17 protein-coding genes are annotated in these 19,311 nt (G+C 69.7%); 8 read left to right on the top strand and 9 right to left on the bottom strand.

Features of this window, described 5'->3' with window-relative positions:
• The first annotated feature begins 12 nt into the window (after window positions 1-12).
• The 7 genes from cyoB to MRB58_RS03810 all read left to right on the top strand — a co-directional run bounded on the left by cyoB (window position 13) and on the right by MRB58_RS03810 (window position 6,686).
• Window positions 13-2,010 (top strand): cytochrome o ubiquinol oxidase subunit I, encoded by a 1,998-nt coding sequence (cyoB, locus tag MRB58_RS03840; protein WP_244780389.1) that lies wholly within the window; start codon window positions 13-15, stop codon window positions 2,008-2,010.
• 1 nt (window position 2,011) lies between these two features.
• Window positions 2,012-2,641: a cytochrome o ubiquinol oxidase subunit III gene (gene cyoC, locus MRB58_RS03835; protein ID WP_244780388.1), complete on the top strand. Its 630-nt coding sequence runs from the start codon at window positions 2,012-2,014 to the stop codon at window positions 2,639-2,641.
• Entirely contained in the window at window positions 2,638-3,051 is a 414-nt protein-coding gene (cyoD, locus tag MRB58_RS03830) for a cytochrome o ubiquinol oxidase subunit IV (RefSeq protein ID WP_244780387.1), read from the top strand. The genes cyoC and cyoD overlap by 4 nt, the downstream gene beginning before the upstream one ends.
• 9 nt (window positions 3,052-3,060) lie before the next feature.
• Entirely contained in the window at window positions 3,061-3,813 is a 753-nt protein-coding gene (locus MRB58_RS03825) for an SURF1 family protein (protein WP_244780386.1), read from the top strand.
• 111 nt (window positions 3,814-3,924) lie between these two features.
• Window positions 3,925-5,256: an ATP-binding protein gene (locus tag MRB58_RS03820; RefSeq protein ID WP_244780385.1), complete on the top strand. Its 1,332-nt coding sequence runs from the start codon at window positions 3,925-3,927 to the stop codon at window positions 5,254-5,256.
• Window positions 5,246-5,779 carry a response regulator transcription factor gene (locus MRB58_RS03815; RefSeq protein ID WP_244780384.1) on the top strand — a complete coding sequence of 178 codons (534 nt, stop codon included), beginning with the start codon at window positions 5,246-5,248 and terminating at the stop codon, window positions 5,777-5,779. The genes MRB58_RS03820 and MRB58_RS03815 overlap by 11 nt, the downstream gene beginning before the upstream one ends.
• Window positions 5,780-5,996: 217 nt before the next feature.
• Window positions 5,997-6,686: a gamma-glutamylcyclotransferase gene (locus MRB58_RS03810; protein ID WP_244780383.1), complete on the top strand. Its 690-nt coding sequence runs from the start codon at window positions 5,997-5,999 to the stop codon at window positions 6,684-6,686.
• Window positions 6,687-6,738: 52 nt separating this feature from the next.
• Here MRB58_RS03810 and MRB58_RS03805 read toward each other — a convergent pair whose 3' ends face one another.
• From MRB58_RS03805 to MRB58_RS03765, 9 genes are all read right to left on the bottom strand, one after another.
• Window positions 6,739-7,743 (bottom strand): ABC transporter permease, encoded by a 1,005-nt coding sequence (locus tag MRB58_RS03805; protein ID WP_244780382.1) that lies wholly within the window; start codon window positions 7,741-7,743, stop codon window positions 6,739-6,741.
• Complete coding sequence (locus tag MRB58_RS03800; RefSeq protein WP_244780381.1) at window positions 7,740-9,290, bottom strand: sugar ABC transporter ATP-binding protein; 1,551 nt, start codon at window positions 9,288-9,290, stop codon at window positions 7,740-7,742. Before MRB58_RS03800 ends, MRB58_RS03805 begins: the two co-directional genes overlap by 4 nt.
• Window positions 9,287-10,156, bottom strand: a complete 870-nt coding sequence (locus MRB58_RS03795; protein WP_244780380.1) for an amidohydrolase — start codon at window positions 10,154-10,156, stop codon at window positions 9,287-9,289. The genes MRB58_RS03800 and MRB58_RS03795 overlap by 4 nt, the downstream gene beginning before the upstream one ends.
• Before the next feature lie 154 nt (window positions 10,157-10,310).
• Complete coding sequence (locus MRB58_RS03790) at window positions 10,311-10,748, bottom strand: RbsD/FucU family protein (protein ID WP_244780379.1); 438 nt, start codon at window positions 10,746-10,748, stop codon at window positions 10,311-10,313.
• A gap of 75 nt (window positions 10,749-10,823) precedes the next feature.
• Window positions 10,824-11,606: an SDR family oxidoreductase gene (locus tag MRB58_RS03785; RefSeq protein ID WP_244780378.1), complete on the bottom strand. Its 783-nt coding sequence runs from the start codon at window positions 11,604-11,606 to the stop codon at window positions 10,824-10,826.
• Between the two features lie 34 nt (window positions 11,607-11,640).
• On the bottom strand, window positions 11,641-12,690 hold the full coding sequence (locus tag MRB58_RS03780) for a phosphotransferase family protein (RefSeq protein WP_244780377.1): 1,050 nt from the start codon (window positions 12,688-12,690) through the stop codon (window positions 11,641-11,643).
• Window positions 12,691-12,795: 105 nt separating this feature from the next.
• Window positions 12,796-13,251 (bottom strand): L-alanine exporter AlaE, encoded by a 456-nt coding sequence (gene alaE, locus MRB58_RS03775; protein WP_244780376.1) that lies wholly within the window; start codon window positions 13,249-13,251, stop codon window positions 12,796-12,798.
• On the bottom strand, window positions 13,241-14,191 hold the full coding sequence (locus tag MRB58_RS03770; RefSeq protein ID WP_244780375.1) for an aminotransferase class IV: 951 nt from the start codon (window positions 14,189-14,191) through the stop codon (window positions 13,241-13,243). Before MRB58_RS03770 ends, alaE begins: the two co-directional genes overlap by 11 nt.
• 104 nt (window positions 14,192-14,295) lie before the next feature.
• Complete coding sequence (locus MRB58_RS03765) at window positions 14,296-14,652, bottom strand: hypothetical protein (protein ID WP_244780374.1); 357 nt, start codon at window positions 14,650-14,652, stop codon at window positions 14,296-14,298.
• A gap of 272 nt (window positions 14,653-14,924) precedes the next feature.
• On the opposite strand from MRB58_RS03765, the gene MRB58_RS03760 reads away from it, so the two are divergent.
• A complete protein-coding gene (locus tag MRB58_RS03760; protein ID WP_244780373.1) occupies window positions 14,925-18,983 on the top strand; it encodes a CheR family methyltransferase in 4,059 nt (1,352 codons plus the stop codon).
• Window positions 18,984-19,311: the final 328 nt, after the last annotated feature.

The following is a 19,311-nucleotide window of genomic DNA, read 5'->3' as shown; positions in this document are numbered from 1 at the left end:
TCAGGCCCCGACATGATCTCTCAGCTCTGGGCGTTCCTCTTCGGGCGCCTCTCCTTCGAATCGTTGCCGTTCCACGAGCCGATCCTGGTCGTCACCTTCCTCGCGGTGGCGATCGGCGGCGCGGCGGTCCTGGGCCTCGTCACCTATTTCAAGCTCTGGGGCTACCTGTGGCGCGAGTGGTTCACCACCGTCGACCACAAGCGCATCGGCATCATGTACATGGTGCTGGCGCTCATCATGCTGCTGCGCGGGTTCGCCGACGCGATCATGATGCGCGGCCAGCAGGCGATCGCCTTCGGCGCCAACGAGGGCTACCTGCCCGCCCACCACTACGACCAGATCTTCACCGCGCACGGCGTGATCATGATCTTCTTCGTGGCGATGCCCTTCGTCACCGGGTTCATGAACTACGTCGTGCCGTTGCAGATCGGCGCGCGTGACGTCGCCTTCCCGTTCCTCAACAACTTCTCGTTCTGGATGACGGTGTCGGGCGCGATCCTGGTGATGTGCTCGCTGTTCATCGGCCTCTTCGCGCGGACCGGCTGGCTCGCCTATCCGCCGCTGTCGGACATCACCTACAGTCCCGACGTCGGCGTCGACTATTACATATGGGCGCTCCAGATCGCGGGCGTCGGCACGCTCCTGTCGGGCGTGAACCTCATCGCGACGATCGTGAAGATGCGCGCGCCGGGCATGGGCCTCATGAAGATGCCCGTCTTCACATGGACGGCGCTGTGCACCAACGTCCTCATCGTCGCCGCCTTCCCGGTGCTGACGGTGGTGCTGGCGCTGCTGTCGCTCGACCGCTACGTCGGCACGCACTTCTTCACCAACGACGGTGGCGGCAACGCCATGATGTACATCAACCTCATCTGGATCTGGGGTCATCCGGAGGTGTACATCCTCGTCCTGCCCGCGTTCGGCATCTTCTCCGAAGTCGTGTCGACGTTCTGCGGCAAGCGCCTCTTCGGATATACGTCGATGGTCTATGCGACGGTGGTGATAACCATCCTCGCCTATGTCGTCTGGCTGCACCACTTCTTCACGATGGGGTCGGGCGCCAGCGTGAACTCCTTCTTCGGCATCACGACGATGATCATCTCGATCCCGACGGGCGCGAAGATGTTCAACTGGCTGTTCACGATGTACCACGGCCGCATCCGCTTCGAGCTGCCGATGATGTGGACCATCGCGTTCATGCTGACCTTCGTCATCGGCGGCATGACGGGCGTGCTGCTCGCGGTCCCGCCGGCGGACTTCGTGCTCCACAATTCGCTGTTCCTGGTGGCGCACTTCCACAACGTCATCATCGGCGGCGTGCTGTTCGGCATGTTCGCGGGGATCAGCTTCTGGTGGCCCAAGGCGTTCGGCTTCAAGCTGCACCGCGGGTGGGGCCTCGCCAGCTTCTGGTTCTGGGTGGTCGGCTTCTACTTCGCCTTCATGCCGCTCTACGTGCTCGGTCTGATGGGCGTCACGCGCCGCCTGCGCCATTTCGACGATCCGTCGCTGCAGGTCTGGTTCGTCATCGCAGCGTTCGGCGCGGCGCTGATCGCGCTCGGCATCGCCTGCTTCCTGATCCAGATCGCCTGGTCGATCTGGAAGCGGGACAGCCTGCGCGACACAACCGGCGACCCCTGGAACGGGCGCACGCTGGAGTGGTCCACCTCCTCGCCGCCGCCGGACTACAACTTCGCCTTCCAGCCCGTCATCCATGACAGCGACGCCTGGTACGACATGAAGAGCCGCGGCTACGCGCGTCCGCTCGAAGGTTTCAAGGCGATCCATATGCCCAGGAACACCGGCGCGGGGATCGTCCTGGCCGGCCTCGCCTTCCTCTGCGGCTTCGCGATGGTCTGGTACATCTGGTGGCTGGCCGCGGTGACGTTCGTCGGCATGATCGGCTTCGCGATCCACCACACCTTCAACTACGACCGCGACTTCGACGTCTCCGCCGAGACGGTCGGCGAGACCGAGGCCGCGCGCACCGCGCTGCTCGCGCAGGGGGCCTGAGATGTCCGTGACCACCGCCGGCGGCAACGGCGAGACGCCGACCTTCTACCTGACCGAGGAGCATCACCACGATCCGGGCGGCTCCACGATGCTGGGCTTCTGGATCTACCTGATGAGCGACTGCCTCGTCTTCGCCGCGCTGTTCGCCACCTACGGCGTGCTCGGCGGGTCCACGGACGGCGGCCCCGGGCCGGCCGAACTCTTCGAGCTGCCGCTGGTGGCGCTCAATACGACGATGCTGCTCCTGTCGTCGATCACCTACGGCTTCGCCATGCTGGCGATGGAGAAGGGGGCCCAGCGCGACGTCCTGCGCTGGCTCGCCGTCACCGGCCTCTTCGGCGCGGCCTTCCTCGGCATCGAGATGTACGAGTTCGCGCATCTCATCCACGAGGGGGCCGGGCCGGGGCGTTCGGCGTTCCTGTCGTCCTTCTTCACGCTGGTCGGCACGCACGGGCTGCACGTCACGGTCGGCATCGTCTGGCTGGTGACGCTGATGGTGCAGGTGCGAAAGCGCGGCCTGATCGCGGCCAACCGGCGCCGGCTGATGTGCCTCAGCCTGTTCTGGCACTTCCTCGACGTCATCTGGATCGGCGTCTTCACCTTCGTCTATCTCCTGGGGATGCTGCGATGAGCGCCGAGACCTACCCGACCGCACCCCACATCACCCCGCCGCACCACGACGACGTCCCGCCGCACGGCGACGGGCACGCCGGCGGCACCTTTTCGGGCTACATGGCCGGCTTCCTGCTGTCGGTGATCCTGACCGCGGTGCCCTTCTGGCTGGTGATGACCGGCTTCATCCCCGACAAGACCACCACGGCGCTGCTGGTGATGGGCTTCGCCGTGGTGCAGATCGTCGTCCACATGGTGTTCTTCCTGCACATGAGCCCCAGCTCGGAAGGCGGATGGACGATGATGGCGCTGATCTTCACCCTCGTCGTGGTGGCGATCACGCTGATCGGCTCGCTGTGGGTGATGTACCACCTCAACACCAACATGATGCCGCTCAACATCGACCCCGCCGCCGCGGCGGGCGGCTGAGGCGCCGCGATGACACGCGCTCGCCGCATCGGCCTCATCCTCTTCGCCGGGCTGGCGACGGTGGTCTTCGTCGGCCTCGGCGTGTGGCAGGTGCAGCGCCGGGCGTGGAAGCTGGACCTCGTCGCGCGTGTCGAAGCGCGGCTCGCGGCGCCCCCCGCCGCGGCTCCCGGCCCGGGCGCCTGGCCGGACGTCACCGCCGATGGCGACGCCTACCGCCGCCTGGTGCTGAGCGGCACCTTCGTGCCCGGCCACGATACGCTGGTCCAGGCCGTCACCGAGCTCGGCCCGGGGAGCTGGGTCCTTACGCCGCTGACGACGGACGACGGCTTCACCGTGCTCGTCAATCGCGGCTTCGTCCCGCCGGAGCGGCGGGCGCCGGAAGACCATGTGGCGCCGGCCGACCACGTCACCGTGACGGGGTTGCTGCGCCTCACCGAGCCGGACGGCGCCTTCCTGCGCGCCAACGACCCCGCCGCCGGCCGCTGGTACTCGCGCGATACCGCCGCCATCGCCGCCGCGCAGGGCCTCGGCCCGGTCGCGCCATTTTTCGTCGACCAGGGGCACGGGGCGGCGGGGGTCTACCCTGTCGGCGGGCTGACCGTGGTGCGCTTCCACAACAGCCACCTCGTCTACGCGTTGACGTGGTTCGCGATGGCGCTGACAACCCTGGTCGGCACCGTGCTGGCCCTGCGCCACGGTCGGCGTGCCGGAACGCGCGCGGCCACTCCCGCCCCGGCCGGCGCCGCGACGCACCTCGGCTGACCGGCCGGGCCCGCGGCGACGTCCGGCGCCGGTGACGGCGACCGTGAGGGCGGCGAGGGATTGGCGGCGTGTGGCGGGCGCAGAGAGCCGCCGGAGCTTCGGAGGCGAGACATGAGCGGCATCGCAGCCGTGCGCGACGGTGCGGCCAGGGCCTTTCGACCGACCTTCGAGGGCGACGACGCCGGCCGCAAGAACATGCTCCTCATCGTCCAGCTGCGATGGATCGCGGTGGCGGGGCAGGTGGTGACGATCGCGGTGGTGGGGCTCGGCTTCGGCGCCGCTCTGCCGTTCGCCACCATGGGGCTCGTCCTGCTGGCGCAGGTGGCCGTCAACCTCGCCAGCCTGTACTGGGTGCAGCGGCGCGACCGGGTGACCGCCCCGGCACTCCTTCTCGTCCTGGTGTTCGACGTCGCGGCCCTGACCGCGCAGCTCTACATGAGCGGCGGCGGCGCCAACCCGTTCGTGGCGCTCTACCTGCTCCAGGTGGCGCTGGCGGCGCTGCTGCTGGAGGCGCGGTTCGCGTGGCTCATCGTCGCGGTGGCGACGGCCTGCTACATCGGGCTCACCCTGGAGTACGAGCCGTTGCAGGTGCCCGGCCGCAGCGACTACGAGCTTTTCCGCCTGCACTCCCTGGGCCTGTTGACCTGCTTTCTGCTGATGGCGGGGCTGCTCGTCGTCTTCCTCACCCGCATCGCCGCCAACCTGCGCGAGCGCGATGCCCGCATAGCCGCATTGCGCCAAAGCGCGGCCGAGGAGGACCATATCGTGCGAATGGGTCTCCTGGCGTCCGGCGCCGCGCATGAGCTGGGCACGCCGCTCTCCTCGCTGTCGGTCGCGCTGGGGGACTGGGAGCGGATGCCGGAGTTCGCGAACGACCCGGACCGCGCACAGGAGATCGCCGAGATGCAGGCCGAGGTGAAGCGCTGCAAGTCGATCGTGACGGGGATCCTGATGTCCGCCGGCGACATTCGCGGCGAGGCCCCGCGCGTGACCAGCGCGCGCGAATTCCTCGACGCGCTGGTGGCCGACTGGCGCACCGGCCGGGGCACCGTGTCGCTCAATTATTCCAACCGCTTCGAGCCGGACCTGCCGATCGTTTCCGACGAGGCGCTGAAGCAGGTCGTCACCAACGTGCTCGACAATGCGCTGGAGGCCTCGCCCCGCTACGTGGAGCTGACGGCGGACCGCGCGCAGGACGCCCTGTTGATCACCGTCGCCGACCGCGGGCCGGGTTTCGCGCCGGGGATGCTCGCCGAGTTCGGCCGGCCCTACCAGTCCACCAAGGGCCGCACCGGCGGCGGGCTGGGGCTCTTCCTCGTGGTCAACGTCCTGCGCAAGCTCGGCGGCAGCGCCACGGCGCAGAACCGCCCCTCAGGGGGCGCCGTCGTCACGATCCGCCTGCCGCTCGACGTTCTCTCGCTGGAGCGACGCGATGACCGATGAGCGCACGCTGCTGATCCTGGAAGACGACGCCGCCTTCGCCCGCACCCTCAAACGCTCGTTCGAGCGGCGCGGCTATGTCGTCGCCGTCGGCACCAGCCCCGACGATATACCCGACATCCTCGCCGACCACGAGATCGGCTACGCCGTGGTGGACCTGAAGCTCGCCAACGCCTCCGGTCTCGTCGCGGTGGACATGCTGCACAAGCTGGACCCCGCGATCCAGATCGTCGTCCTCACCGGCTATGCCAGCATCGTCACGGCGGTGGAGGCCATCAAGCTCGGCGCCTGCCACTATCTCGTCAAACCCGCCAACACCGACGATATCGAGCAGGCGTTCGCACGCGGCGAGGGGCAGACCGACGTCGCCCTGACCCCGCGCACCACCTCGATCAAGACGCTGGAATGGGAGCGCATCCACGAGACGCTGGCCGACACCGGCTTCAACATCTCGGAGACGGCGCGGCGGCTTGGGATGCACCGCCGCACGCTCGCCCGCAAGCTGGAGAAGCTGCGCGTCAGCTGACGCGGCGCATCCCGGCCCCCCGTCCCGCGCAGGTCTCGCGGCCCGAGTGTTGCAGTCCGCCGGGGCGATCGGCGATCGGCGGTCGGCGGCGGTGGGCCAGCTTGTCGCACGCGCCGGCGCCACATACCTCAAGAGGGCCGCGCGCGGGAACGAAGAGCGAGGGACGATGTCAGCCAGAACGATTGCCCGGTCGAACGGAGGCTTCAGCCCCTGTGTCATGTCGCTGACCGAGGAGCTGGTCGCCCGCACGATCCGGGAGCTGCCGGACCTCGGTCCCGAGCCGGGCTGGACGCTCCTCAGCGAGGACGAGCTCGACGCCGTGGCGCACGACCTCCACGAGCAGTCGCACCACGAGCCGCTGTGGGTGTTTGCCTACGGCTCGCTGATCTGGAAGCCCGACTTCGACGCGATCGACCACCGCCGCGCCTCCGCCTACGGATGGCACCGCTCGTTCTGCATGAAGATGCGGCGCTGGCGCGGCACGCCCGAGACGCCCGGCCTGATGATGGCGCTGGAGCGTGGCGGCCGATGCGACGGCGTCATCTACCGCATGCCGGACGACGACCGCGTCGCCCAGATCCGCCGCATGGTCCGCCGTGAGATCCGCTTCCACCAGAACGTTCGCATGGTGCGCTGGATCAACGTCCACACCGCCGAGGGCAAGGTGCGGGTGATGGTCTTCTGGGCCGGGCCGAAGGGGGAGCGGATCGCCAGCCGCCTGCCGCTGGACCGCGTCGCCCACATCCTGGCGCGGGCCTGCGGCAGCGCCGGCTCCTGCGCCGAGTACCTCTTCAACACCGTCTCCCACCTCGCCGAGCACGGCATCTACGACCGCAACCTGTGGCGCCTGCAGGAGCTGGTGGCCGACGAGATCCGCAACCTCGACACCGCCCCCGGCACGCATTAGGGGCGCTCGTTGAGAGCATCTCGCCCGCGTTCGACAGAACGCACGGGTGCTCTCATGTCGTGCGGCGGCGGCGGGCCTGGTCGGCGTAGACGGCGAGGATGATGATCGCGCCCGTCACCACGGTCTGCCACTCCTGGGCGACCGACAGGATCCGCAGCCCGTTTGTCAGCACCGCCATGATGAGCGCGCCGATCACCGTGCCGAGCACCGTCCCCCGGCCGCCCGACAGCGACGTGCCGCCGATCACCACCGCCGCGATCGCCTCCAGCTCGTAGCCGAGGCCGAGCGCCGGCTGCGCGGAGTTGAGCCGCGAGGCGATGAGGATGCCGGCGATCCCGACGATCGCCCCCGACAGCGCGTAGATGCCGATCTTCCACGCGTCCGTGTTCACGCCGGAGAGCCGCACCGCCTCCTCGTTGGAGCCGAGCGCGAAGGTGTACCGCCCCAGCACCGTGCGCCCCAGGATGTAGGCGACGCCGAGCGCCACGAGGAAGAGGATGAGCACCCCGTTGGGGATCGGCAGAGACGGGAAGACCCAGCCGATCAGCGACCCGCGCGAGATGAGGTCGAAGCCGGGCGTGTCGTTGAAGTAGATCGGGCGGGTGCCGGAGATGACGAGCGCCAACCCTTTGAGGATCAGCATCATGCCGAGCGTCGCGATAAACGGCGGGATCTTCAGCTTGGCGACGAACGTCCCCGAGCAGACGCCGCAGAACGCGCCCGCGCCGATCGCCGCCAGCACCCCGAGCGGCAGCGGCAGGCCCCAGTAGGTCAGCACCACCCCGGCGATCACCGCGCAGAACGTCATCATGGTGCCGACCGAGAGGTCGATCCCGCCGGTGATGATGACGAGCGTGACGGCCACCGCCAGCACCCCGTTGACCGAGGTCGCCTGCAGGATGGCGAGGATGTTGGGGAGCTGCATGAATTGCGGCGAGGCGAGCGAGAACCCCACCAGCAGAAGAATGAGGCTCGCGAACGCGAGGAGCTTCTGCGTCGCCCCGGAGGCGTTGATGCGGGCCATGGCGCTTTCGCGCGGTGCCTCGGCGCTGGTCATGCGACGTCCCTCTCACTGGTGGCAGCCGGTTCCATGACCGCCTCGCGCTGCGTGGCGAGGCGCATGATGTCCTCCTGCGTGGTGGCCTCGCCGCCGGGCAGGATGCCGGTGAGGCGCCCCTCGCACATCACCGCGATGCGGTGCGACAGGCGCAGGATCTCCGGCAGTTCCGAGGAGATGACGATGATCGCGCGGCCCTCCGCCGCAAGCTCGGCCAGCAGGCGGTAGATCTCGGACTTGGCGCCGACGTCGATCCCGCGGGTCGGCTCGTCGAAGATGAGGACGTCGCAATCGCGCAGGAGCCATTTGGCGATGACGACCTTCTGCTGGTTGCCACCGGAGAGCAGCCGCACCTCCTGCCGGTCCGACGGGGTGCGGATGCCGAGCCGGCGGATGTAGTCCTGCGCGACGTCGCGCATCGCCTTCTCGTCGAGCCGGCCGCCGCGGCGGGTGAACCGCCCCATCGAGGCCATGGCGATGTTGGCGCGCACGTCCATGCCGGTGGCGAGGCCGAAATGCTTGCGATCCTCCGAGAGGTAGCCGATCCCGGCCGCGACCGCGTCGGCCGGGGCGCGGATGTCGACCCGCTCGCCGTGCACCAGCACCTCGCCGGCGTCCTTGCGGTCGGCGCCGAAGACGGCCCGGGCGACCTCGGTCCGCCCCGCGCCCATGAGGCCGGCAAAGCCCAGGATCTCGCCCTTCCTGACCGCGAACGACACGTCGCGGATCTCGCGCCCCCGGCAGAGGCCGCGCACCTCGAGGAGCGGCGGCGCCGCGGCGAGGTCCGGGATCTCGACCGTGCCGCTCTCCAGCTCGCGGCCGACCATCATGCGGATGATCTCCGAGACCGGCGTTTCGGCCGCGTCCACGGTGCCGACCGTCGCGCCGTCGCGCATGACCGTCACGCGGTCGGCGATGCGCTTCAGCTCGTCCATCTTGTGGCTGATGTAGACGATGCCGACGCCTTCGGCCTTCAGCTGGCGGATGATGATGAAGAGCTCGTCGATCTCGCGGTCGTTGAGCGCGGCGGTCGGCTCGTCCATCACCAGGACGCGCGAGCGGTAGGACAGCGCCTTGGCGATCTCGACGAGCTGCTGCTTGGCGATGGTGAGCGTGCCGACCGGCGTGCGCGGGTCGAGGTGCAGGTTGAGGCGCCGGAAGATCTCGTTCGCGGCCCGGTTGAGCGCCGGCTCGTCGAGCCTGCCGAACCGGCGCCGCGGCTCGCGGCCGATGAAGATGTTCTGCGCCACGGTGAGGTCGTTCATCAGGGACAGCTCCTGATGGATGATCGACAGGCCCGCCGCCTGCGCCGCCTTCGGGCTGTCGATCGCGGTGCTCGCGCCGTCGATCCGCACCTCGCCACCGTCGCGCTGGTAGATGCCGGAGAGGATCTTCATGAGCGTCGACTTGCCGGCGCCGTTCTCGCCCATCAGCGCGTGTACCTCGCCCGGCAGCAGCGCGAACGAGACGCTCTTGAGCGCATGCACGCCGGGGAAGCGCTTCTCGATGCCGCGCATGTCGACCAGCGGCGTCGGGTCGGGGCTCATCGCGCGTCCTCGAGGCCGTAGAAGGTGGCCGCGTTGCCGCCGAGGATGGCGGTGCGCGCCTCGGCGGACAACTCGGCCAGAAGGAGGGCGGTCGTCTCGTCCCAGGCGCTCATCTCGTCGGCGAGGGTGAGCACCGGCCAGTCCGAGCCCCAGGCGATCCGGTCGCTGCCGAACCACTCCAGCAGATCGTCCACCAGCGGGCGCAGCGTGGCGGCGGCGGCGGCCGGGGTGGCGCGCTGGTCGGGCCGCATCTCGGTGAAGAGGCCGGAGATCTTGACGTAGGCGCCGGTGCGCCCGAGCGCGGCCATCCCCTCGCGCCAGGCGGCATGGCGAGGGTCGTCCGCCGGGGCGCCGAGCGCGGGTTTGGCGGCGTGGTCGACGATCACCGGCAGGTCCGGGTGCGCCTCGACGAAGCGGACCAGGTGGCGCAGGTGGCGCGGCATCACCAGTGCGTCGAACCGGAGCGAGGCGGCGCGGAGCGCGGCGATGGCGGCCGCGGTCGGGGCGGTGACGATCCAGTCGTCCTCGGCGAGGTCCTGCAGCATGGGGCGCACGCCGAGGAGGTGGGGGCTCGCGATCTCGTCCAGCGTCTCGGCGGCGTCGGGCGAGGCGAGGTCGACCCAGCCGACGACCCCGGCGACGGCGGGCGCGGTCTCGGCGAGGTCGAGCAGGAACTGCGTCTCGGCGACGGTGGGCGCGGCCTGCACCACCACGGCGCGGCGGATGCCGGCGGGGCTGTGGACGGCGGCGAGGTCGTGGGGCTCGAAGTCGCGGCGGAGGGCCTCGAGGCCTTCGCCCCCCAGCCAGCCATAGTCCCCCCGCTCGAGGCGCCACAGGTGGCAGTGAGCGTCGATCCGCGTGGTCATCGCGAAGCGCTCCGGCACGCCTGGCCGGGCCGCGTCAGGGTCATGGGCGTCGCCTCCCTCGATGCTTCTGGCGAGCATCTGCGGGAAGCGTAGATCAACCGGGCGGCGGCTGTACACCACCCGGTGACGTCCACCCTTGCCATGTGCCCCGCGGTCACGCCGGCGGGATGACGCCCTTGGTGAGGATGACGTTGCCGTAGAAGCGCCGCTCGGCCGTCTGCACGATGGCGAAGGCCTCCTTGGCGCGGTCGTAGAAGTCGTAGCGGTCGATCGCGGCCCAGGTGAACCCCTCGGCGGCGATGACGGCCTCCATCTCGGCGACGACGGCCGGTGTCTCGCGCGGGTCGGCGACGCTGAGCATGCCGACGGCGGGGTCCGGCTCGAAGGTGTCGAGCGGGAAGAGTGTCAGGATCGCCTGGAGGGCGGCTGCGACGCCGGCGTCGCAGCGGATGACGCCGCCGGTGACGGTCTCGGCGGCGACGCTGGTGGCGGGGAAGTTGGCGTCCACCAGGACGAGGCGGTCGCCGTGCCCCATGGCGGCCAGCGCATAGAGGAGGTCGGGCGAGAGGAGGGGGTCGATCGTCTTCAGCATGGGCGCGTCCCGGTCGCGCGCCGGGCGGTTCCCGCGCGCTGTCATGGTTGGATGGCGCCGGGGGCGCACCCTCGGCTAGTTGCCCTTGAGGTTACGCTGAAACTTGGCCATTCCGCCAATCCACCGTTCGTAGTCCTCGCCCTTGCGGGCCATGTAACCGGCCACTTGCGCATGCGGCAGCACCAGAAAGCGGTCCTCGGCGAGGCCGGCCAGCGCGGCCGCGGCGACGTCCTCGGCCGTCATCACCCCGTCGGCCGATTCCGCGCCCGCCGGCATCGCCCGCAGCATCGCCGTATCGACCCCCTGGGGACACAGGATGGTGACGCGAATGCCGTCGTCGCGGTGGGTGATGGCGAGGTTCTCGGCGAACCCGATGGCGGCGTGCTTGGTCGTGGAATAGACCGCGCTGCCGATCTGGCTGAGGAGCCCGGCGGCGGAGATCGTGTGCAGGAAGTGGCCGCCGCCGCGCGCCTTCATGCGCGGCACCATGATGCGCGCGGCCCGCACATGGGCAAGCACGTTCACCTCCCACGCCTTCTGCCAGGTGGCGTCGTCCGCGCCGGCGGCGTTGTCGAACGTGCCGAATCCGGTGGCGATGCCGGCGTTGGAGCAGACCAGCCCGATCGGGCCGTCCTGCGCCTCCACACGCTCCACCAACGCTTCCATCGCGGCCGGGTCGGTGACGTCGAGCGCCTCGCCGCGGCCGCCGATGCCGGCCGCCACCCGCCGCGCGCCCTCGCCGTCGATGTCGCTCACGACGACGCGGGCGGCGCCGGCGGCGGCCAGCGCCTCGGCGAGCGCGCGGCCGATGCCGCTGGCGCCGCCGGTGACGAGCGCGACGCATCCCTCGATCTTCATGTCGATCTCTCCCTTGCCGGCGTCCGGCGGACGCTCAGCCCGCGTGTTCGATGATCTGGCAGGCGCGCTCGGCGATGGGGCGGCATTTTGCGCCCACCTCCGCCGCGTCCGCGTTGGCCGCCGTCCCGTCCAGCGCGCGCTTGGCGATGCCTTGGACGATGGCGGCGATGCGGAACATCGACAGAGCCAGGAAGAAGGTCCAGTCCGCCCGCGGGTCGAAGCCGGAACGCTCGGCATAGCGGGCGACGTAGGCCTCCTCGGCGGGGATCGAGAGCGCCGCGAGGTCCGCCCCCTCGAGGCCGCGGAAGAGGTCCGGGGCGAAGCGCCAGGTCATCGCGTGATAGGCGAAGTCGGCGCGCGGGTCGCCCAATGTCGACAGCTCCCAGTCGAGAACGGCGACGATCTTCGGCTCGGTCGGATGGATGAGCACGTTGTCGAGCCGGTAGTCGCCGTGGACGAGGCGCGTTTCACCCTCGGCGGGTCTGTTCTGCGGCAGCCATTCGATCAGCCGCTCCATCGCCGCGTTCGGCTCCGTCTCGGACGCCCGGTACTGGCGTGTCCAGCGGTTGATCTGCCGTTCCAGGTAGCCGCCGTGCTTGCCGAAATCGTCCAAGCCCACGGCGGCCGGGTCGAGCCGATGGATCGCGGCGATCGTCTCGTTCATCGAGGCGAAGATGCCGGCCCGCTCCTGGCCCGAAAGGTCGGGCAGGCGCGGATCCCAGAAGACGCGGCCGGGCACCATGTCCATGACGTAGAACATCTGTCCGGCGACGGTGTGGTCCTCGCACAGGGCGTGGACGGGAGGGACCGGCACGTCGGTCGCCGCCAGCGCCTTCAGGACGCGGAACTCGCGGTCGACGGCGTGGGCGGAGGGGAGGGTTTCGCCCAGCGGCTTGCGGCGCAGGACATAGCGGCCGGAGGGCGCCGTGGCACGGTAGGTCGGGTTCGACTGGCCGCCGGAGATCTTGTCGAGCGTCGCCGGGCCGCGGTAGCCGGCGACGTTGGCCTCCAGCCAGGCCTCCAGCGCGGGCGGCGCGGCGCCGTCCTCCAGAGGATCGCGTATCGGTGCCGAGACGCCCGTCATGCCGTTTCCTTCCCCGTTCTTGTCGCCGCCCGGCGGCGCTGGTTCAACTGTGCCGCCGGAGGGGGTCGAGTCAACCATATCGCCAGACGATCTCGTCTGGCGACGTCAGTCACCCAAGGTCATCGGCCTCATGCCGCCGGCGGCGAGGCCGAAGCGGGCGCGCACGAAGTCGAGCCAGACGCCGTACGGGCGCCCGACCACCATCATCAGGACCGCGAAGCCCGCCGCGCCCTGGAGGAGTCCGGTCGCCGTCGCCCCGCTGACCCACAGGATGGCGACGTAGATCGGAACCTGGAAGAGGAGAAGCGCGAGCGCGTCCGCCAGCGCCCGCGGCACCGGCGGCGCGAGTCGGTCGACGAGCCAGTCCCGCCAGATGCCGTAGGGACGCGCCGTCAGCACCATCAACGGCGCGCCGATGGTCCGTGAGCGCGCCACCTCCGCCCACGTCATCCCGGCGACGAAGTGCTCGTTCAACGCGCCGACGATGGTGAAGAAGACGACGAGGGCCAGCGTATCGGCGACGAAGCTGCGCATCACGCCGGCCCCGGCCTCACGCGACATCGCGGGCGACGAGGTCCTTGTAGAGCGCGCGGATGCGGTCGAGCACGGGGCCGCCGCCGCCCGGCCGCTCGCCGATCGGCTTGCCGTCGATCATCGCCACCGGGGTCTGCCCGCCGTGGGTGCCGGTGAGGAAGGCCTCGTCGGCGCCGTAGGTGTCGAACAGGGAGAAGTTGCGCTCGAAGACCGGGATGGCGGCGTCGCGGCACACGTCGATCACCTTCTGCCGGGTGACGCCGTTCATGCAATAGTCGCCGGTGGAGGTCCACACGGCGCCCTTGCGCACGATGAAGAAGTTGCAGGCGTTGGTGGTGTTCACGAACCCGTGCGGGTCCAGCATCAACCCTTCGTCGGCGCCGGCCTGCTCGGCCTGGAGGCAGGCGAGGATGCAGTTGAGCTTGGAGTGTGAGTTGTACTTGGCGTCCTGGCTCATCGGCAGCCCGCGCACCTGCGGCACCGTGGCGAGGCGGATGCCGCGGCCGGTCCCCGCCGTCGGCACCGAATGCTCCATGATGATGACCACCGTCGGCCCCGAGCGGGACAGCGACGGGTGCTGGAACGGGCGCACCTTCACCCCGCGGGTGATCATCAGCCGGCAATGGACGTCGTGCGTCATGCCGTTGGCTTCGGCCGTCATGGTCAGCGCTTCGAGGATGCCGGCGCGATCCATGCCGATGTCGAGCGAGACGGCCTTGCAGCTCTCGAACAGGCGGTCCATGTGCTCCTCGAAGAAGGCCCACTTGCCGCTGTAGAGGCGCATGCCCTCCCACATCCCGTCGCCCAGCATGAAGCCCGAATCGTAGACCGAGACGGTCGCCTCCGCCTTGGGCTTCAGCGCGCCGTTGACGTAGATCAGGATGTCGTCGTTGCGCGGGTCGTCCGCCGCGTCGTGGGTGGTCTTGTGCGCGGCGTGCGCGGCGTGCGGGGCGGGCGTGTCGGGCATGGCGGCTCTCGTCGGTTCAAGTCGCGTCACCATAGGCATCCCGGCTCCGGACGATAGGCCCGGACGGCGCATTCCGGCGACGGCCCGCGTCCCGAACCGCCCGCTCAGGCGTCCTGGACGAGGACGCGGCGGATCTCGTCCACCACCCGCTCCGGATTGACCGGCTTGGACAGCAGCGGCGCCGGCGGCATGTTCTCCTTCACGAAGCCGGGCCCGTAGCCCGACACGTAGACGAACGGCACGTTCAGCGCCGTCAGCGCTTCGGCCACCGGGGCGGAGGTGATGTTGGCACCGAGGTTGATGTCGAGGATGGCGGCGTCGGGCCGCTCGCTTTCGAGCAACGCCCGCGCGGTGTCGAGGTCGTTGGCGGGGCCGATGGGAGCGAAGCCGGCCTCCTCGACGATCATCGACAGCTCCAGGCCGATGAACATCTCGTCCTCGACGATGAGGACACGGGCCATTCGTGGCGCGCTCGGTTCACACATGGTGGTTTCACCAGCTCCCAAAAAAGACGCAAAGAACTTCGCTCGGACATGACGTGCGCAATCAACGTTTTCGGCACGCTATCGGTTCACGTCGACCAAGTAAGCGGCTGGCGAATGCCATCACGTCTCGGGTGGGCGGCGATGATCGAGGAGGTGGAGCGGGATGGAGGAAAGGCTAGCCCTCGCGTAGGATTTATGCGATGCGCTGGGGTCCCCTACGGCGTTGCAAGGATAGTGTCTGAGGCCCGATGGACGAACACCTCGTGCAGGCCCCTGGCTGTGACCTGGGGATGGTCCCGGTCGTCGCCGTCGGTGCCTCGGCCGGTGGCCTAGATGCGCTGCGCGAGCTGGTCGGCGCCATCCCTGCCGAGGATGCCGCCTGCTACGTCGTCATCCAGCACCTCGACCCGACCCACAAGAGCCTGCTGACCGAGCTGCTCGCCCGCTCCACCACGCGGCCCGTGCACGTCGTCGAGGACGGGACGCGGCCGCGTCCGGGCACCGTCGTGGTCATCGCCGAAGACACGACGTTGACGCTGCAGGACGGCGTCTTCCACGTCGAGCGGCCGGCTCGGCCGCGGGGCCTGCGCACCCCCATCGACACATTCTTCGAATCGCTGGCGAGCGAGCGGGGCGAGGCCGGCGTCGCCATCGTCCTCTCCGGCGCGGGCAGCGACGGCACCCAGGGCGCCCGCCTCGTCAAGGAGGCCGGCGGCTACATCATCGCCCAGTCGCCCGAGACCGCCGGCTATGCGCCGATGCCCCGCAGCGCCATCGCCACCGGCCTGGTCGACAAGGTGCTGCGCCCCGGCGAGATGCCGGACGCGGTGGCGCAATATCTGCGCTCGCTCGCCGAGGCGGACGGCGCCCCGGAAGACGCCGGGGCGCAGCAGGCGATGGTGCGCATCTGCCAGTACCTCAAGCTCGCCACCGGGCACGACTTCCGCCACTACAAGGAACCCACGCTGCATCGCCGCGTCCACCGCCGCATGCAGGTGCGCGCGGTGCGATCGCTGGTGGAGTACGGCAACCTCCTGCGCCATGACGACGACGAGGCCCACCAGCTCCTGCGCGAGCTGCTCATCAGCGTCACCGCCTTCTTCCGCGATCCGGACGCCTTCCGCGCGTTGGAGCAGGCCGTCGACGCCATCCTGAGTGAGAAGGGGGCGGAGGACCTGGTGCGGGTGTGGGTGGCCGGCTGCGCGACCGGCGAGGAGGCCTATTCGCTGGCCATCATCCTGCGCGAGAAGCTGGCGCTGCGCGAAGACCCGCCCAAGATCCAGATCTTCGCCACCGACATCGACGAGAATGCGCTCGCCGTGGCGCGGGCGGGCAGCTACGCCGAGAGCGTCGCCGCGTACGTGCCGGAACCGTACCTCGAGCGCTACTTCCGCCGCGTCGGCGGCGAATACCGCGTGATCGACGAGATCCGCGAGGTGTGCATCTTCTCGGCCCAGAGCCTGGTGAAGGACCCGCCTTTCTCCCGGCTCGACCTCCTCTCCTGCCGCAACGTGCTGATCTACCTGAAGCCGGAGTTGCAGAACCGGCTGTTGCCGGTCTTCCACTACGCGCTGCGCCCCGGCGGCTGCCTGCTGCTGGGGTCGTCGGAGAACATCACCGGGCACGAGGCGCAGTTCGAGACCGTCGACAAGAAGTGGCGCATCTTCCGCCGCAAGCCCGATCCGCGGGAGACGCCGCCCCGGTTCCCGCTGATGACCCTCTCGGCGGACGCTCCCCACCGGATCGAGACGCCCGTGCGCACACGCCCCGCCTCGCAGCGCGGCGACCTGCTCGCCGACGCGCACGCCGTCCTCGTCAACGAGCTGGCGCCGGCCTACACGATCGTCGGCGCCACGCGCGAGCTGGTCTATTCCGGCGGCCCGATCGGCACTTACTTGAAGATGCAGCCGGGGACGGCCTCGCTGGAACTCTTCAACCTCCTGCGCAGCGACCTCAAGATGGATGTGCGCTCGCTGTGGCACGCGCTCTCCTCCGGGGCGGACGAGGCCGTGCGCGACCGCGTCGGCTTCCACGATCGGGATCGGCTGCGCCTGGTGCGCATCGTCGGGCGCCGGATGCGCCACGAGGCGTCGGAGGCGCCGCATTTCCTCATCGTCTTCCACGACCTCGGCGAGGCGACGACGAGCAGCGGTGACGGTGCCGAGCGCCCGGACCTTGCCCAGATGCAAGCGCTGGAGGCCGAGCTGCAGGCCACGCGCGAATACCTCCAGGCCACCACCGAGGAGCTCGAAGCCTCCAACGAGGAGCTGCAATCGGCCAACGAAGAGCTGATGAGCATGAACGAGGAGCTGCGCAGCTCCAACGAGGAGCTGGAGACCTCGAAGGAAGAGCTGCAGTCGGTCAACGAGGAGCTGGAGACCGTCAACGCCGAGCTGTCGATCAAGGTCGAGCAGTTGGCGCGCACCAACGGCGACCTCGAAAACCTCCTCGCCGGCACCGACATCGCCACCCTCTTCCTCGACCGAGGGGCCCTGGTGCGCCGCTTCACGCCGGTCGCCAAGCGCGTCTTCAACCTCATCGAAGCCGATATCGGCCGCCCCATCGGCGACATCTCCGCCCGCGTGGCCGACATCGACATCGCCAGCGAGGTCGCCGGCGTCCTGGAGACGCTGCAGGTGACCGAGCGCGAGGTGACGCTGCGCGACGGCAGCGCCACCTTCCAGATGCGCCTGCTGCCCTACCGGTCCGCCGGCAACGTCATCGACGGTGTGGTCGCAACGTTCGTCGACATTTCCGGCGTGAAGGCGGCGCAGGCGCGGATCGACGCGCTGAACGAGGCGCTGGAGGGGCAGGTCGCCTCGTTGCAGGCCATTCTCGACATCGCCCCGATCGCCATCGCCTTCAGCGACGAGCCGATGAGCCAGCGCGGCTGGCTGAACTCCTACGGGCAGACCATGCTCGGCCTCGGCCAGCAGCCCGGTCCGCCGCGCTCCGAGACCGGACAATACGTCATCCTGCAGAACGGGCGCGAGCTGACCCGCGAAGAGCTGCCCAGCAACACCGTCTGGCAGACCGGCGAGACGGTGGAGGACGTGCAGGCCCGTTATGTCGGCCCCGCGGGGACGATGGACGTCCTGATCTCGGCCGCTCCCATCAAGGCCCGCTCCGGGGAGACGACGCGGGTCGTCTCGGTCATGCGCGACATCTCGGCGCTCACCGCCGCGCGTGCCATCGCCGAGTTGCGCGCCGAGCAGCAGGCCTATGTCGCGCGGCTCGGCGGACGCAGCCTCGCCGGGCTCTCCGCGGAGGAGATCATCGCCGAGCTTCCCGGCCGGCTGGCGGTCCTCTTGCGATGCGAGTTCGCCAAGGTGCTGCGCGTGATCCCCGAAACCGGCGACTTGGAGATGGTCTCGGCCCACGGCTTCAACTCGCCGGTCGGTACGGTGGTCGACGGCGGGCTGAGCAGCCAGGCCGGCTATACGCTCACCGTGCACGAACCGGTGATCGTCAGCGACCTCGCCACCGAGACGCGCTTCAGCGGCCCGGAGCTGCTGCGGATCGAGAGCATCACCAGCGGGATGAGCGTCATCGTCGGCTCGCCGGACGAGCCGTTCGGGGTGATCGGGGTGCACTCGCGGGTCCGCCGTTCGTTCGGACCCCGCGACGCGGCCTTCCTCCAGACCGCGGCCAACATCCTCGCCGCCACGTTGCGCCGCGATATGGCCGATCGGCAGAAGCGACTGCTGCTCGACGAGCTGCGCCACCGGGTCAAGAACATGCTGGCGACGGTGCAGTCGGTCATCCACCTGTCGCTGCGGGACGCGGAGATCGACAGCGAGTTCGGCACGCAGGTGACCCAGCGCGTGCGGGCGCTGGCGCTCGCCCACGATCTCAACTTCCGCCGCAACGACGACGCGGTGGACATTCGCGAGCTGATCCGCATCCAGACCAACGCCTACGATCCGGACAACGAGTTGATCGAGATCACCGGCGACTGCCGGGTGTCGCTGCCGCCCAGCATCGCGATCGACGCGTCCATGGTGGTGCACGAGCTGGTGACCAACGCGGTCAAGCACGGCGCACTCTCGAAGGGCGGGGCGGTGGAGATCGATCTCGCGTGCGCCATGGAGGACCGGCGCTGCACGCTGAGCTTCGTGTGGCGGGAGACCGGGCCGCGGCCGGTCGGGGCCGGGCGCGAGGGCACCGGCTCGCGCCTGCTGCGGGCGATCGCCGCGCGCCGGCAGTTCGAGATCGATCGCCGCTTTACCGATGCGGGATTGCGCTGCGAGATGACGATCACGTTCGATGTGGTCCCGCTGACCACCATCGAGTCGACGATCCGCTGACCCGACAGTGCCGGCCTCGCCCGCGTTCGGCGCCGCCGCCCGTCGAGCGTGCGCCCGCACGCGATGCGCGCGCGGCGCCGCCTTCGCGGTGGAGAGGCGATTACAGAATTCCGTAAGCGCGATGCCGCCCGCCGGCGAAGGCGGCGCCGGCACGTCGCCCCGCCGGACATGGCGGGCGGATAGGGCGCTGCGGCGGCCGTGCGCCGGCCCTCGGCGCCGCACGGACCGGCGGCGCACCATTCGGCCTCGACCGCGAGGCTTGTGCGGGCCTTGCATGACCGTTTTGCGCGGCCGAACCCAATCCCGACATTAAGGTTTGCAGGCATAG

Source organism: Acuticoccus sp. I52.16.1 (assembly GCF_022865125.1).
Lineage (GTDB): Bacteria > Pseudomonadota > Alphaproteobacteria > Rhizobiales > Amorphaceae > Acuticoccus.
Note: the sequence above shows the minus strand (reverse complement) of the source record. Positions and strands in the feature narration are given on the sequence as shown.

Bases quoted from the DNA above. Each gene is read 5' to 3' on its own strand.
- cyoB (WP_244780389.1), top strand. From the start codon at position 13: ATGATCTCTCAGCTCTGGGCGTTCCTCTTCGGGCGCCTCTCCTTCGAA.
- cyoC (WP_244780388.1), top strand. From the start codon at position 2,012: ATGTCCGTGACCACCGCCGGCGGCAACGGCGAGACGCCGACCTTCTAC.
- cyoD (WP_244780387.1), top strand. From the start codon at position 2,638: ATGAGCGCCGAGACCTACCCGACCGCACCCCACATCACCCCGCCGCAC.
- MRB58_RS03825 (WP_244780386.1), top strand. From the start codon at position 3,061: ATGACACGCGCTCGCCGCATCGGCCTCATCCTCTTCGCCGGGCTGGCG.
- MRB58_RS03820 (WP_244780385.1), top strand. From the start codon at position 3,925: ATGAGCGGCATCGCAGCCGTGCGCGACGGTGCGGCCAGGGCCTTTCGA.
- MRB58_RS03815 (WP_244780384.1), top strand. From the start codon at position 5,246: ATGACCGATGAGCGCACGCTGCTGATCCTGGAAGACGACGCCGCCTTC.
- MRB58_RS03810 (WP_244780383.1), top strand. From the start codon at position 5,997: ATGTCGCTGACCGAGGAGCTGGTCGCCCGCACGATCCGGGAGCTGCCG.
- MRB58_RS03805 (WP_244780382.1), bottom strand. From the start codon at position 7,743: ATGACCAGCGCCGAGGCACCGCGCGAAAGCGCCATGGCCCGCATCAAC.
- MRB58_RS03800 (WP_244780381.1), bottom strand. From the start codon at position 9,290: ATGAGCCCCGACCCGACGCCGCTGGTCGACATGCGCGGCATCGAGAAG.
- MRB58_RS03795 (WP_244780380.1), bottom strand. From the start codon at position 10,156: ATGACCACGCGGATCGACGCTCACTGCCACCTGTGGCGCCTCGAGCGG.
- MRB58_RS03790 (WP_244780379.1), bottom strand. From the start codon at position 10,748: ATGCTGAAGACGATCGACCCCCTCCTCTCGCCCGACCTCCTCTATGCG.
- MRB58_RS03785 (WP_244780378.1), bottom strand. From the start codon at position 11,606: ATGAAGATCGAGGGATGCGTCGCGCTCGTCACCGGCGGCGCCAGCGGC.
- MRB58_RS03780 (WP_244780377.1), bottom strand. From the start codon at position 12,690: ATGACGGGCGTCTCGGCACCGATACGCGATCCTCTGGAGGACGGCGCC.
- alaE (WP_244780376.1), bottom strand. From the start codon at position 13,251: ATGTCGCGTGAGGCCGGGGCCGGCGTGATGCGCAGCTTCGTCGCCGAT.
- MRB58_RS03770 (WP_244780375.1), bottom strand. From the start codon at position 14,191: ATGCCCGACACGCCCGCCCCGCACGCCGCGCACGCCGCGCACAAGACC.
- MRB58_RS03765 (WP_244780374.1), bottom strand. From the start codon at position 14,652: ATGGCCCGTGTCCTCATCGTCGAGGACGAGATGTTCATCGGCCTGGAG.
- MRB58_RS03760 (WP_244780373.1), top strand. From the start codon at position 14,925: ATGGACGAACACCTCGTGCAGGCCCCTGGCTGTGACCTGGGGATGGTC.